The organism is Haloglomus halophilum, assembly GCF_024298885.1.
Lineage (GTDB): Archaea > Halobacteriota > Halobacteria > Halobacteriales > Haloarculaceae > Haloglomus > Haloglomus halophilum.
This window is the reverse complement of the sequence record NZ_CP101166.1, coordinates 3,944,235-3,956,716: the sequence shown is the minus strand read 5'-3', so window position 1 is coordinate 3,956,716 and position 12,482 is coordinate 3,944,235. Positions and strand designations below refer to the sequence as shown.

Sequence of the window (12,482 nt, the reverse complement as noted above, 5' to 3'; positions counted from 1 at the left end):
GAGATTAGTGGGCCTCGCCGCGCTCGGTACCCTCTTCAGCTCGCTGGTCGGGGTCGGACTCCATCGCCGCGAGCATCTGCTCTGGGTCCCAGTCGGTGGACTCGTTGAGTTCCTGGATCCGCTCCCAGGCTTCCTCGGCGGTGGTGTCGGCCCGCCGGGCCCACTCGTACGCTCCGGCGGCTTCCTCGGTCATATCTCCTCGTAGGTGGTTGCTCGGTGAAAACGTTATCCCCGTGGCCTGGGGTCGGGAGGGGAGTGGCCCCCTCGCCTGCTGAAATCGTGTGACGGTGGCCGTTCGTTCTCCGTTCGGGTTCAGTTCGGGAGCCGCGGGTGAGGCTATCAGAATCGAAAGACGGCAGGCTGGTGGGGTTGGCTCCTCTCCGTGTGAAAATCGAGCGGGCTGAGAGGAATTGTGAACCGGAGCAAGACGTGCTCGCTCACTGCGTTCGCTGTGCGCGACTTGCGGGGTTCAAATCCCTCTCACGTCGAGATTCGCTCCTCACGTTCGTTCGTCGCAGAATCACGGGCTGAGAGGGATTTGAACCCTCGACCGTCTGGTTAAGAGCCAGACGCTCTGCCTGGCTGAGCTATCAGCCCTCACAACCGGGTAGCGAGGTGCGACGCTAAAGGGTTGCGTTTCCCCATCCCTGGCACGTTACGCACTTCCGACAACGGCCGCCCGGCCCGGTGTTGTCGGCCGGTCTCGGCCGTGGCCCCACCGCCACATCCCGTCTGGGAAGGGAAGCCGGGGTTTTTGTAGCACGCCACCGCAGTGCCAGCCAGTATGAGCAGCGCCGTCTCGATGGCCTCGATGTCTACATACGCCATCCTCGGGTGCGGGAGTGTGGGGCACGCCGTGGCCGAGGAACTCGAGTCCGAGGGGAAGGACGTCCTCATCCTCGACAACGACGAGGGCCGCGTCGAGGCGCTGCGCGACCAGGACCTCGACGCACGGACCGCCGACATCGCGGAGCCGGAGGTGGCCGACGCCATCGGCGACCGCGATGTCATCCTCATCATGTCCTCGGACGTGTCGGCGAACAAGGCCGCCGTCGAGAACATCCGGGCCCGGGGCGACGACCAGTTCATCGTCGTTCGGGCCTCCGACCCCGTCACAGCCGACGAGCTCACGGAACTCGGCGTCGACGTGGTCATCAACCCTTCCGAGGTCATCGCGGACTCGGCGCTCCGGGCGCTGGAGACCGGCGAACTGGAACATCGCGCCGAGCGGCTCGCGGAGGTGCTGAGCGAGGGGAAACGACTCGCTATCCTCGCGCACCGCTCGCCGGACCCCGACTCCATCGCCAGCGCCGTCGCGCTGAAGGCCATCGCCGAATCGCTCGGTGTCGAGGCCGACATCCGCTACGAGGGCGAGATCGGTCACCAGGAGAACCGCGCGTTCGTCAACCTCCTGGGCATCGACCTCGCGCCGCTGGCCGACGACGACCTCGCGTCCTACGACACCCTCGCGCTGGTCGACTACGCCCGCGTCACGGAGTACGAACTGGAGCGCCAGCCGGACATCCTCATCGACCACTTCGAGCCGGAGCTGGAGTACGAGGCCGAGTTCGCTGATATCCGACCGAACGTCTCCTCGACCTCGACCATCCTCACGAAGTACATCCAGGAGTTCGACCTCAACCTGAGCGAGGAGGTGGCCACGGCGCTGCTGTACGGCATCCGCGAGGAGACGCTGGACTTCAAGCGCGACACGACACCGGCGGACCTCACCGCGGCGGCGTACCTCTACCCGTTCGCCAACCACGACACGCTCGAACAGGTCGAGTCGCCGTCGCTCTCGCCGGAGACGCTGGACGTACTCGCCGAGGCCATCCGGAACCGCGACGTGCAGGGCTCGCACCTCGTCTCGAACGCGGGGTTCATCCGCGACAAGACCGCCGTCTCGCAGGCCGCTCAGCAGCTCCTCAATCTGGAGGGCATCACGACGACGGCCGTCTTCGCGGTCACCGACGACACCATCCACCTCGCGGCGCGCTCGAAGGACATCCGGATGAACATCGGCAGCGTGCTGGAGGACGCCTTCGGGGGCATCGGCGAGGCACGCGGGCACTCGACCGACGCCACGGCGGAGATCCCGCTGGGAATCTTCACGGGACTGGAGGGGAACAGTGGGAACCGGGAGACGCTGTTGAACCTGACCGAGCAGGCGGTGAAGACGAAGCTGTTCGAGGCGATGGGGGTCGACGTGGAGGTCGAGGGGGGGAGCGGTGGCGAGTCCTCGAACGGCACCTGAACGCCGCGCTCCGCGCCGGTGACGAGAACCGGGTCAGGCCGACCCGGCCACGGCCAGCGGCTCCTCCTCCTCGTTCGTCCCGTGCATCCGCTCGACGATGCTGTTCACGAGGATGACGTCGCCGACCGACCGGACCCAGCGGTACGGCAGGATGACACCGCGGCTCCCGTTGACCTCCTCGTTGAACAGCTCACGGTTGAGCTGGGTGAGCGCCAGCCCCGTCACGGAACGACTGTCGACGTCGAGGCGCAGGTCCTCGACCTGCCCGACGAAGACACCGTTGTTCGAGTAGACCTCGCGACCGACCAGCGTCGTTATCTCCTGGGGTTCCTCGGTCATGGACGGGCGGTTGCGGTCCCCGATTATCAAGCTTCCCCGCGCGTCAGACGCCCGTCTGTCCCCGGTCCGACGGCACTGAGTCCCCGCCCCCGAGACGCGTTCGCCGCGTTCGGCAATGCGGCGAGCGGGCACGACCCCGAGGCTCTTAATCTCGGCCGGACATTAGGGAGGGTATGAGCGAGTCAGGAGACGGACCCGACGACGAGGAGATCGAGACCATCCGCGAGCAGAAGCGCGAGGAACTGCTCTCGCAGACGGGCGGCGACGAGGGGGGAACGGTCACCGACGGCGGAGCCACCGACCCCATCCATATCGACGGTGCCGACCACCTCGAATCCGTGCTCGCCGAGCACGACGTGGTGCTGGCGGACTTCTACGCCGACTGGTGTGGGCCCTGCAAGATGCTCGCACCGACCATCGAGGAGATCGCCGCCGAGGAGGACGCCACGGTCATCAAGATCGATATCGACGCGAACCAGCAACTCGCGCAGCGCTACGGCGTCCGGGGCGTCCCGACGGTGTACCTGTTCCGCGACGGCGACCCCGCACAGGAGTGGGTCGGCGTCAAGGACAAGAACACGTACGTGAGCGCCATCCGGGCCGCCTGACGGCCGGGCGACCGGACGGCGCTCTCGTCCGAGAGGACCGGGCGATACCTTGGCGACCGCACGGCTCCTGCCCTCACGCCTCGCCGAGGAAGCGCGACACGTGTTGGACGACGGCGTCGGGTCGCTCGCGCGGCGGCCAGTGTGCACAGTCGTCCAGCACCACGCACTCGCCGTCGGGGGCGAGCTCCGCGGCTTGCTCCGACCACGCCGGCGGGAACACCTCGTCCGCGGCGCCGTGCAGGAACAGCGCGGGTTGCTGGAGCTCCGGCAGCAGCGGGACGTACGATGTCGCGTACCCCTGGCGTGTCACCTCGGCCGACCGCCACTGCCGGAACGGGTGGCCGGGGTCCTCGCGCTGGAGGAGGTCGAACAGCGTCTCGACGACCTCGTCCGGGAGGGCGCCCGGGTCGACGACGATGCCCCCGAGGCTCGCCCGCGCCAGTCGGCGCGACCGTGCGAGCACCGCGAGCGACAGCCGGTTGCACAGGGGGACCTGCGCGAGCGCCCACGTCAGCCGGCCGCTCGATAGCTCGGTCCCCAGGCCGAAGCTGTCGATGGCGACCAGCCGCTCGACACGGTCGTCGGCCAGCGCCAGGCCCAGCGCCACGCCGCCGCCCAGCGAGCAGCCACAGAGGTCCACACGCGCCAGCCCGAGCGCGTCGAGCAGCCCCCGGACGACCTCGACGTGGTAGGCCGTCGAGTAGGCCGCCACGGGCCGGTCGCTGTCGCCGTAGCCCGCGAGGTCGGGCGCCAGCACCGGACGGCCGAGTTCGGCCGCCAGCGACTCGATGATACCGCCCCAGGAGAGTCGCGCCGAATCCACGATACCCCCGTGCAGCAGGACCACCGGCGGCCCCCCGTCCTGCTCGGCCGGGTCGTCCCGGAGGTAGTGGATGCCCACGCCGGCCGCCTCGATGCGTTCGTCGTGAACCGTCACGCCCGGTATCTCGCCCCCGGGGTACTTGATCGTTCGAGCCGATGGGCCACGCCGAGATATCTATACTAGTTCCGAGATTATCGTGATACTTGTCGCTCTCGGACAGAGGGCTGGATTTCCGGAACGAAACCTCTCCGTTCGTCGATGACAGTCGGATTCAGGTGGCAGGCGTGCCAGCCGCCAGCCATGGACCCGAGCGACCTGCGCGCGCTGGCGACGGACGCGGTGCTACTCACGGGGCGGGGCGTCGTGCTCCTCGAACGCGACCATCCACCCCACGAGGGTGAGTGGGTACTCCCCGGGGGAATGGTCGAGCGGGGCGAACGTGCTCGGACCGCCTGTGCTCGGGAGGTCCGAGAGGAGGTGGGGCTCGACGTGCGGCCCGTCTCGTTCGTCGGTCTCTACGACGCGCCCGGCCGGGACAGCCGCGGGAACGTCTCCGCCGCCTACCTCTGCGTGCCGACCGGTGACGATGAGCCGGTTGCCCGCGAGGAGGCCAGACGCGTGGACACGTTCGACCCCGACGACCCGCCGGCGATGGGGTTCGACCACGCGACCATCCTCGCCGACACCGTCGACGCGCGCTGAGGCGTGAGAATGAGGGACGAGGTTGATAATGCGCCCACCTCTCGGACGAGTCATGAGTACGTGGACGGCCGCGGAGATGCCGGACCAGACGGGACGGACCGTCGTCGTGACGGGCGCAAACACGGGTCTGGGCAAGGAGGCGGCCCGCGCATTCACCGCGAAAGGAGCCGACGTGGTGCTGGCCTGCCGGTCCGAGGCGAAGGCCCGCGACGCGAAGGCCGACATCGAGGCCGACGGCCCGGACGGCTCGCTGACCGTGCTGGAGCTCGACCTCGCGGACCTCGACTCGGTTCGGGCGTTCGCCGACGCGTTCACCGACGCCTTCGACGACCTACATGTCCTCGCCAACAACGCGGGCGTCATGGCCATCCCCCGTCGCGAGACGGCCGACGGCTTCGAGACGCAGTTCGGCGTCAACCACCTCGGCCACTTCGCGCTCACGGGGCTCCTGCTCGACGCGCTCCGGGCGACGGGCACCGGGGCTGACCCCGCTCGCGTGGTCACGATGTCCAGTGGTGTCCACGAACGTGGCCGTATCGACTTCGATGACCTCCACGGCGAGCGCTCCTACGACAAGTGGGACGCGTACGCGCAGTCGAAGCTGGCGAACCTGCTGTTCGCCTACGAACTCGACCGGCGGCTCGAGGCCGCCGGCGCGCCCGTCGAGAGCCTGGCCGCGCACCCGGGCTACGCCGCGACGGACCTCCAGCGCCGCGGCCCCGAGATGATGGGCTCGACGCTCCGCACGGTCGGGATGAGACTCGCCAACGCGGTGCTGGCCCAGCCCGCAGAACAGGGCGTCCTGCCGTACCTGTACGCCGCGACGATGCCCGACGCGTCCGGCGGCGAGTACTACGGCCCGGGCGGCCTCGCGAACATGCGCGGCGCCCCCGAGCGCCAGCGCTCCTCGAAGCGGTCCTACGAGGAGGGTACCGCCTACCGGCTCTGGTCCGTCTCCGAGGAGCAGACCGGCGTGGGCTACGACCTGCCGGACCCACGAGCGAGCGACGGGTCGTCGGCTGCGGATGCGACGGACGTGTCGGCCGACGACTGACCGTCGCCGTCCCCCATGTGACGGGGTGGAGCGCGCTCAGCCGTTCGCCTTCGGCACCGAGACCACGACCGAATGCCAGCCGTCCGCCTCCTCGAAGCGGATATCACCACCCATCTCGTCGACGATCCACCGGACCACCCACAGCCCGATTCCGTTGCCGTGGTGGAGCTGGGTTATCTCCCGGTCGCCCGCGATGAGCGACTGCTCGAGTTCCGGGACGCCGGAGCCGTCGTCGGCGACCCGGAGCTCCAGCCGGTCCCCGGCCGCCTGCATCCCGACCCGGACGGAGATGTCGGGGCCGTTGTGGTCGATGGCGTTCTCCATGAGGTTCGATACCACGGGCCCCAGCCGGTCCGGGCCGATGACGGCGACCGGCTCGCTCGGCGGGTCGAACTCGATGCGCAGGTCGGGATACGCCGACCGGAACCGCTCGACGACGTTCCCCACGGCGGTCCCCGGGGGTGCGCTACCGGTGTGGTCGTGCGAGAGCGCTCGCTCCGCCTCGCGTGCCTTCTCGCTGACCGAGAGGACACTCTCGGTCGCGGTGCGGAGTCCGTCGATCACCGGCCGGAGTTCCTCGTCGTCGAGCCGCTCGTCGAGCAGACGTGCGTTGCCGTCCGCGATGTTGATCTGGTTGCGGACGTTGTGCCGGAGGACGCGGTTGAGGACCTCGATCCGGCGCTGGCGGCGCTGCTGGTCGGTCACGTCGGTGTAGGTCCCGAAGGCCCGGAGGCCGTCGGCGGTCTCGTAGGGGACCGCCCGGAAGAGGAACTCGCGGTAGCCGTCGGCCGTCCGCCGACGGACCTGTCGGGTTACCGGTTCACCGGCACGGACCCGCGCGTCGATCTCCCGTCCTTCGTCGTCCTCCCGGTCGTCCTCCAGGACCAGGTCGTTGGCGGGAAGCCCGACCAGCTCCTCCGGGTCGCGCCCCCCACCGAACGCCTCGGCGAACGGCTCGTTGCATCGGCAGATGATCGGCTCGCCGTCCTCGAACCGGACCTCGTTCACCGGGTCGGGGATGTGGGTGAACAGCGAGGCGAACCGGTCCTGTTCCCGCGAGAGCGCACCGCGGGTCTCCTGTAGCTCCGAGATGTCCCGGACCACCACGACGAGTGGAGGTTCGCCCCCCTCGCCGAGTGAGACCTCCAGCTCGACCGGCCGGGCGGTTCCCTCGACGGTGACCGTGGTCTCGAACCGCCCCGGTTCGCCCGGGGCAGCGCTCTCGGACGCGGCGACCATCTCGGCGAGGTCGTCCTCCGGGAGCAGGTCCCGGGCCTGCTCGCCGACGAGGTCCTCGGGGTCGAGTTCGAGGTAGCTGGCCAGCGAGTCGCTCACGAGTTCCACCCGCAGGCTCTCGCCGACGACTGCCGCCATCTCGCTCCCCTGCTCGATGACGGTCTCGTAGAGCCGGAGCCGGTCGCGCTGGGCCGCCTGTTCGAGTGCTGCCTGGACGCTTTCGGACAGGATCTCTGCGATCCGCCGCTCGAAGTCGCTCGTCCGGGCTCCATCGGTCTCCAGCCCCAGCGTCCCGTGCTCGCCCAGCGGGATGACCAGCCCGTCGGTGGCGTCGGCCTGGTGGCCGTAGCCGCCCGGTTCGAACAGCTCGCGGTCGAAGCCGAGCGTCGTTCCCCGTTCGTACGCCCGCCCGGAGAGGCTCTCTCCGACGGCGACGGGGGCGACCGCCGTCGGCTCGGTCCCGGTGCCGGCGACGGGAACGAGCCGCTCGGTCTCCTCGTCGTAGAGCCGGATGAGGCAGTCGTAGCCCAGGACCTCCTCGACCGCCCGCGCCGCGGCCGTGGCGACCTCGTCGCGGGTCTCGGCGGCCAGCAGCGAGCGGGTCCGCTCCAGCAGTGCCGTCACGGTCTCCTGGCGTTCGATACGCTCGGTCACGTCGCGCTGGGTACCGATGTAGCGGACCACCTCCCCGTCCTCGTGGACGGGCGTCACCTCGATCTCGTTCCAGAACGGCGTCCCGTCGGCCCGGTAGTTCCGCAGGACCATCTGGACGTGTTCCTCCGCGTCCAGCGCCCGGGCCAGCTCGGCGGTCCGCTCGGGGTCCGTCTCGGGGCCCTGCAGGAACCGACAGTCACGCCCCAGCACCGCGTCGCGGTCGTACCCCGTCAGCTCCTCGAACCCGCGATTGACGTAGGTCAGTGCGCGGTCGCCCTCGGCCCCGTTGTCGGTGATGGTGATGGCACTGTTCGCGGCCTCGATGGCCCGTCGCTGCTGCTCGACCGTCTCCCGGAGGCGGCGCTCCTCCAGTCGGTTGCCGATCCACTCCACCAGCAGCTTGACCAGTGTCCGCTCGTCCTCGGAGAACGCTTCGCGGGGCTCGTCGCCGCTGAAGCAGACGGTCCCGTACAGCACCCCGTCGACCTCCACGCGCCCGCCGACGTAGCAGGAGAGACCGTGCGTCTCCTGGGTGGGTGTGCCGTCCCAGATGGAGTCATCGAGATCGGGAATCAGTTGGGGCTCGCCGGATTCGACCGTCTCGCGGCAGTACGTCGTCGAGAAGCGGAACGACTGGCCGGACTCGATGCCGCCGGGCCCGACGGCGAGCTCCACGTCGTAGTCGTCCGTCTCCGGGTCGATGACCGAGAGGTGCGCGTTCGCGACGCCGAGTCGGCGCCGGCCGATATCCAGCATCCGTTCGATCCGTTCCGTCTCGTCGAGGCCGGGCTCCGACGTGACCAGGTACAGCTCCTGCAGTGCCTCGTGGCTCCGGCGCAGGTCCGTCACCTCCCCCTCCCCACCATCGTCGTCGGTCGCCTGGTCCCCTGGGTCGATCGTCTCGTCGTTAGGCGGGACCATCCGATTCGTATCGCTTCGATGGAGGCGCCGCCCAGGCTAAAGTGTTCGGACCACGTCCGCACCCTGACCGTCCCGCTGATGCCGTCTCCGGAGGGCTCGATGGGGGTCAATGGCTGAAGAGGTGGACGAACTCGTCGTCCGGCACCACCAGACAGAAGCGTGCATCTCCGGGGGGTGGAAATCGGGTGGCGGTCTTCCGCGTCGAGAACAGCCGCGAGAACGGCTCCCCACACGCTGGGCACGACATCCCGTCCCGGTTCTCGAACAGCTTCGTCTCCCCGCCGTCGCGGAGCTGCTTGAGCCGGTGCCGGTGGTCGTGGATATCGAAGCTCATCGACGGCTATCGGGCACGTCGCCGTGGCCTCCGTCGGTGGCCACGTGGTCGCTGCCCGCGGCCGTCCCGTCGTCCGGTTCGTCCGTTCCTGGATCGGTCGTCGGTGCGGAATCGGCCGTCGGTTCGGGGTCGGTCGTCGGTTCGGGGTCGGCCGTCGGTTCGGGGGCGCCGTCGGGGAGGTCGAAATCGACGTGGGCGAGCAGGAGTTCCCTCGTCGGTGGGGGACGCCGGTAGACGGCGACCCAGAGGAGTCCCCCGACGGCCCAGACGAGCGCCGCGAGACAGACGAACGCGGCCCTGGCGAGACCGCTCGCGACGGTCGGCAGATGCCGGACGCCCGCCAGCAGCGTCCCACCGAAGGCCCCCGCTACGACCGGCCAGACGAGCGAGTCGGGCCCCGGCGACGACAGCAGGACCACCAGCGTCACGAGCCCGGGGACGGTCACGAGGGCCGTCCGGAAGGGGCTCCGGAACAGCGCGTGGTCCTCGTCGCGCTCGGCGCTCAGCCCCACGACGAGGACCGCGATGGCCCCCGCGATGGCCGCCCACTGCACACCCATCGGGTCGCCCGCCGCGACCGGACCGTACAGCTCCCGGGTCGAGGTCCCCGGGTCGACCGGCTCCCGGGCCAGCATCCAAACCACGTAGAACGTCGTCAGCCACACGAGCGCGACGATGTCGACGAGATACTCCTGCGTGAGTTCGGTCAGGCCGACGGCCAGTGTCCGGTGGGCCAGCGCGAGCGGGAACACCAGCGCGTAGCAGGTGAACCCCAGGGTCAGCCAGTCCCCGCCGATGATGGGGTCCGCGACGACCCCGAGCGCCGTCCCCGTGACGTACCAGGCCAACCAGAGGTAGGGGACGACCGTCAGCACGACCGCCGCGCTCCGGCCGGGTGCCAGGACGAGCGCGGCCGCGGCCCGCTGGACGAGTGCCAGGGGCGAGCGCGGCAGGCTCGCCGCGTCGGGCTCCCGGCCGCTGACGGCCTCCTCCGTCCCCGGGTCGCCCGCTGGCGAACGGTTCTCCATGGGCCCCGAACGGACGTGCCACTCATAGCCGTCCGGTCGATTTCGACACGTGAATCGGGCGGAGCCCCGCGTTTCGGGAACTGAGTCGTGGCGACGCTTCTTGTGTGGATGGTCCGATACCTCGGCAAGAGCCGGTGGCGACAATGACAGAGACCAACGAAGAGACGGCCCGGCAGGTGCTGGAGTTCCGTCTCGACGGGGAGGCCTACTGTGTGAGCATCGACTACGTGACCGAGATCGTCGATATGGGTGATCTGACGCCGATTCCCAACGCACCACGGCACGTCAAGGGCGTGATGGACCTGCGCGGGGAGACCACGGCCATCATCGACCCGAAGGTCCGACTGGATCTCGACGGCACCGTGGGGGACCGCATCATCATCTTCGATTCGGCGGTGTTCGACGACGAGCGGTCCGTCGGCTGGGCCGTCGACAGCGTCCGCGAGGTCGCCCGCGTCGCGCCGGAGTCGGTCGACGACCCGCCGGTCGAGCGCGACCACGTCCGCAGCATCGTCAAGCGTGACGACGGCTTCGTCATCTGGGTCGACCCCGGCGAGATGGATGCTGCCGGCTCGAAAGCCGCCCCGGCGGCGGACTGACACGCCCGAATATACGGTCGGTAACTTTCCAACGGCATCTGGCGTCTTCTGTTCGGTTATTTGGAGGAATACTGTCCAGTGGTGCGCAGATATGTGCGAAAGCTACCACTGTAAACCTCCGTTTTCACGACCAGAAAACCCGCTCCAGCTATTATGAGTATCCGGTCTAAGAGTTGGTCGTACAATGGGGACCAGAGAAGGCGATGATGTGATGAGCACGGAAGCGCCCGAGGCACTCGAACGACTCCGCGCGGAAGTCTCCGGCGAGGAGTCCGACGGCCCGGACGCGGTGCAGTTGGCGGACGAGTACCTGTCGGATGTGCTGGAGTCGTTCGCGCCGGCAGGTGAGTTCGCGTTCAGCGAGGAGACGGTGAAAGGTGACCTGGGCGAGATCCTGCTGACGCTGGTGGCGCATCGGTCGACGGAGACGAACGGGAAGCGGTTGATGGAGGACCTGGGTCGAGTGTTCGACGCGGACCTGTCGCCGGGGACGGTGTACCCGCAGCTCCACGAGTTCGAGGAGGAGGGGCTGCTGGAGCGCCACGAGCTGGTCCGGACCAAGGAGTACCAGCTCGACGACGCCGAGGCCTGCCGCGAGCGGATCGCCGCGGAGATGCGCCAGCATCTCGTGCTGGGCCTCTTCTACCACCGCGCGCTGGCCGACCTGTAACGGCACGCGAGCACTGCTTGCGAGTTCTGTCGTCTCGCCGCCGATGCCGAGGAGCCGCCGGTTCCTCCGGATGGGCAGTCACACGGTGTCCCGAGAACGAGGGACGGTCAGTCGAGGAACTCCGGGAGGTCGAGCGAGTCGGTGGAGTCGGGCGAGGAGAGGTCGAGCATCTCGACCCGTGAGAGTGCCGGCGGAAGGCCGCTCGGGTCGTCGTCCCCGTCGGGTAGCTCGACCGAACCCTCGGTGACGAGCGTCGACCAGAGGGCACCGGGTGTGCCGGCATCGGCCGCGGCAGCCTTCGCCTCGGTCCGCCCCTGTTCGTAGGCGAGTTCGACCATGCTCCGGTCGTAGGTGGTCTCGACGCTCTCGTAGAGCTGCCGGAGCTCGGCACGGTTGCGCTCGCCGAGGCGCTCGGCGACGCCGACCGCGTACGCTCGCTCGACGGCCTCGTCGGCGGTCAGGCTCTCCCAATCGGTCCCGTAGGTCCGCTCGTAACGGCTCATCAGGTCTCGACCGTCCGGTCGGGGTTCACTCGCAGGCCCCGGTCGGAGAACGTCAGGCGCCTGATATCCGTGTCGATGGCCGTCCCGCGCATCTTCAGGACCTGGATGCCACGGGTCATCCCGCTCCCGTCGAGGAAGTTGTGGAAGAAGATGACCCCGTGGGCGAGGTAGTGCTCGTTCGCGTACGAGCCCGGGTCCGTCATCTCCGAGATGAGGAGGACGGTCGCGTCCGTGCGCTTCAGCGCCGAGAGGAAGTTCGTGGTCCCGGTCTCGCCCGCGAAGTGTTCGAGCAGCATCGTCGAGTCGATGATGACGCGGTCGATATCGTTCTCCTGGATGGCGCCGACGAGCCGGTTCGTCAGTCCGGACTCGGAACCGAACTTCGAGAGCGTCCGCTTGCCCTCGTTGGTCATCAGGTTCAGGAACTCGATGGCTCCGGACTCGATGGCGCCCGAGAAGCCGAACGTGAAGTTCGCCATGTCCTGGCGGAGCTCCGCTTTCGTCTCGTGCATCGTCACGTACAGGCAGTCCTGTCCGGTCTCGACACCCTGGGTGACGAACTGCGAGCAGAACGTCGTCTTGCCGCTTCCCGGGGGACCGCTGACGACGTGCAGCCTGTTGGCCGGCAAGCCCCCGTCGACGAGCTGGTCGAACCCCGGGACGCCACTCGGAACGCGCATGCCGCCCGCTATGTGACCCCCTATTATCGTCGTTCGCTCCACATCGGGATGTGAAACGGGCGATCGACAGGATCTGA

14 protein-coding genes and 1 tRNA gene are annotated in these 12,482 nt (G+C 68.8%); 6 read left to right on the top strand and 9 right to left on the bottom strand.

The genetic code is table 11. The features are described 5' to 3' along the window. Positions 1 to 4: 4 nt before the first annotated feature. Positions 5 to 193 carry a hypothetical protein gene (locus NL114_RS19230; RefSeq protein ID WP_254822532.1) on the bottom strand — a complete coding sequence of 63 codons (189 nt, stop codon included), beginning with the start codon at positions 191 to 193 and terminating at the stop codon, positions 5 to 7. A 330-nt stretch (positions 194 to 523) separates the two neighbouring features. Then, a tRNA-Lys gene (locus NL114_RS19225) sits at positions 524 to 597 on the bottom strand. Positions 598 to 784: 187 nt separating this feature from the next. On the opposite strand from NL114_RS19225, the gene NL114_RS19220 reads away from it, so the two are divergent. Further along, on the top strand, positions 785 to 2,254 hold the full coding sequence (locus tag NL114_RS19220) for a DHH family phosphoesterase (RefSeq protein WP_254822531.1): 1,470 nt from the start codon (positions 785 to 787) through the stop codon (positions 2,252 to 2,254). A 33-nt stretch (positions 2,255 to 2,287) separates the two neighbouring features. Here NL114_RS19220 and NL114_RS19215 read toward each other — a convergent pair whose 3' ends face one another. Beyond that, complete coding sequence (locus tag NL114_RS19215) at positions 2,288 to 2,593, bottom strand: PRC-barrel domain-containing protein (protein WP_254822530.1); 306 nt, start codon at positions 2,591 to 2,593, stop codon at positions 2,288 to 2,290. Positions 2,594 to 2,766: 173 nt separating this feature from the next. Between NL114_RS19215 and trxA the strand changes: the two genes are divergently transcribed. Next, complete coding sequence (gene trxA / locus NL114_RS19210) at positions 2,767 to 3,201, top strand: thioredoxin (RefSeq protein WP_254822529.1); 435 nt, start codon at positions 2,767 to 2,769, stop codon at positions 3,199 to 3,201. A gap of 73 nt (positions 3,202 to 3,274) precedes the next feature. On the opposite strand, the gene NL114_RS19205 is transcribed toward trxA, so the two are convergent. Continuing rightward, positions 3,275 to 4,138, bottom strand: a complete 864-nt coding sequence (locus NL114_RS19205) for an alpha/beta fold hydrolase (RefSeq protein ID WP_254822528.1) — start codon at positions 4,136 to 4,138, stop codon at positions 3,275 to 3,277. A 186-nt stretch (positions 4,139 to 4,324) separates the two neighbouring features. Here NL114_RS19205 and NL114_RS19200 point away from each other — a divergent pair, with 186 nt between their 5' ends. Together NL114_RS19200 and NL114_RS19195 are read left to right on the top strand one after the other, a co-directional pair. Continuing rightward, complete coding sequence (locus tag NL114_RS19200; protein WP_254822527.1) at positions 4,325 to 4,726, top strand: NUDIX domain-containing protein; 402 nt, start codon at positions 4,325 to 4,327, stop codon at positions 4,724 to 4,726. 52 nt (positions 4,727 to 4,778) lie between these two features. After that, positions 4,779 to 5,780 (top strand): oxidoreductase, encoded by a 1,002-nt coding sequence (locus NL114_RS19195; protein WP_254822526.1) that lies wholly within the window; start codon positions 4,779 to 4,781, stop codon positions 5,778 to 5,780. A 36-nt stretch (positions 5,781 to 5,816) separates the two neighbouring features. On the opposite strand, the gene NL114_RS19190 is transcribed toward NL114_RS19195, so the two are convergent. The 3 genes from NL114_RS19190 to NL114_RS19180 all read right to left on the bottom strand — a co-directional run bounded on the left by NL114_RS19190 (position 5,817) and on the right by NL114_RS19180 (position 9,953). Beyond that, on the bottom strand, positions 5,817 to 8,591 hold the full coding sequence (locus NL114_RS19190; protein ID WP_254822525.1) for a PAS domain S-box protein: 2,775 nt from the start codon (positions 8,589 to 8,591) through the stop codon (positions 5,817 to 5,819). Between the two features lie 106 nt (positions 8,592 to 8,697). Next, positions 8,698 to 8,925: a DUF7385 family protein gene (locus NL114_RS19185; RefSeq protein ID WP_254822524.1), complete on the bottom strand. Its 228-nt coding sequence runs from the start codon at positions 8,923 to 8,925 to the stop codon at positions 8,698 to 8,700. After that, entirely contained in the window at positions 8,922 to 9,953 is a 1,032-nt protein-coding gene (locus NL114_RS19180) for an MSCRAMM family adhesin (RefSeq protein WP_254822523.1), read from the bottom strand. Before NL114_RS19180 ends, NL114_RS19185 begins: the two co-directional genes overlap by 4 nt. A 143-nt stretch (positions 9,954 to 10,096) precedes the next feature. Here NL114_RS19180 and NL114_RS19175 point away from each other — a divergent pair, with 143 nt between their 5' ends. Then, the gene (locus NL114_RS19175; RefSeq protein WP_254822522.1) at positions 10,097 to 10,552 is read left to right on the top strand and encodes a chemotaxis protein CheW; all 456 of its coding nucleotides are present in this window, start codon (positions 10,097 to 10,099) and stop codon (positions 10,550 to 10,552) included. Between the two features lie 211 nt (positions 10,553 to 10,763). Then, a complete protein-coding gene (locus NL114_RS19170) occupies positions 10,764 to 11,222 on the top strand; it encodes a helix-turn-helix transcriptional regulator (RefSeq protein WP_254822521.1) in 459 nt (152 codons plus the stop codon). A 107-nt stretch (positions 11,223 to 11,329) separates the two neighbouring features. Here the strand turns inward: NL114_RS19170 and NL114_RS19165 are convergent, their stop codons facing one another. Together NL114_RS19165 and NL114_RS19160 are read right to left on the bottom strand one after the other, a co-directional pair. Next, on the bottom strand, positions 11,330 to 11,725 hold the full coding sequence (locus NL114_RS19165) for a DUF8057 family protein (RefSeq protein WP_254822520.1): 396 nt from the start codon (positions 11,723 to 11,725) through the stop codon (positions 11,330 to 11,332). Next, positions 11,725 to 12,405: an RAD55 family ATPase gene (locus NL114_RS19160; protein ID WP_254822519.1), complete on the bottom strand. Its 681-nt coding sequence runs from the start codon at positions 12,403 to 12,405 to the stop codon at positions 11,725 to 11,727. The genes NL114_RS19165 and NL114_RS19160 overlap by 1 nt, the downstream gene beginning before the upstream one ends. Positions 12,406 to 12,482: the final 77 nt, after the last annotated feature.

What these genes read in the sequence shown, in the direction of transcription:
- NL114_RS19230 (WP_254822532.1), bottom strand. Translation starts at nt 193, where the DNA reads ATGACCGAGGAAGCCGCCGGAGCGTACGAGTGGGCCCGGCGGGCCGAC.
- NL114_RS19220 (WP_254822531.1), top strand. Translation starts at nt 785, where the DNA reads ATGAGCAGCGCCGTCTCGATGGCCTCGATGTCTACATACGCCATCCTC.
- NL114_RS19215 (WP_254822530.1), bottom strand. Translation starts at nt 2,593, where the DNA reads ATGACCGAGGAACCCCAGGAGATAACGACGCTGGTCGGTCGCGAGGTC.
- trxA (WP_254822529.1), top strand. Translation starts at nt 2,767, where the DNA reads ATGAGCGAGTCAGGAGACGGACCCGACGACGAGGAGATCGAGACCATC.
- NL114_RS19200 (WP_254822527.1), top strand. Translation starts at nt 4,325, where the DNA reads ATGGACCCGAGCGACCTGCGCGCGCTGGCGACGGACGCGGTGCTACTC.
- NL114_RS19195 (WP_254822526.1), top strand. Translation starts at nt 4,779, where the DNA reads ATGAGTACGTGGACGGCCGCGGAGATGCCGGACCAGACGGGACGGACC.
- NL114_RS19190 (WP_254822525.1), bottom strand. Translation starts at nt 8,591, where the DNA reads ATGGTCCCGCCTAACGACGAGACGATCGACCCAGGGGACCAGGCGACC.
- NL114_RS19185 (WP_254822524.1), bottom strand. Translation starts at nt 8,925, where the DNA reads ATGAGCTTCGATATCCACGACCACCGGCACCGGCTCAAGCAGCTCCGC.
- NL114_RS19180 (WP_254822523.1), bottom strand. Translation starts at nt 9,953, where the DNA reads ATGGAGAACCGTTCGCCAGCGGGCGACCCGGGGACGGAGGAGGCCGTC.
- NL114_RS19175 (WP_254822522.1), top strand. Translation starts at nt 10,097, where the DNA reads ATGACAGAGACCAACGAAGAGACGGCCCGGCAGGTGCTGGAGTTCCGT.
- NL114_RS19170 (WP_254822521.1), top strand. Translation starts at nt 10,764, where the DNA reads ATGAGCACGGAAGCGCCCGAGGCACTCGAACGACTCCGCGCGGAAGTC.
- NL114_RS19165 (WP_254822520.1), bottom strand. Translation starts at nt 11,725, where the DNA reads ATGAGCCGTTACGAGCGGACCTACGGGACCGATTGGGAGAGCCTGACC.
- NL114_RS19160 (WP_254822519.1), bottom strand. Translation starts at nt 12,405, where the DNA reads ATGCGCGTTCCGAGTGGCGTCCCGGGGTTCGACCAGCTCGTCGACGGG.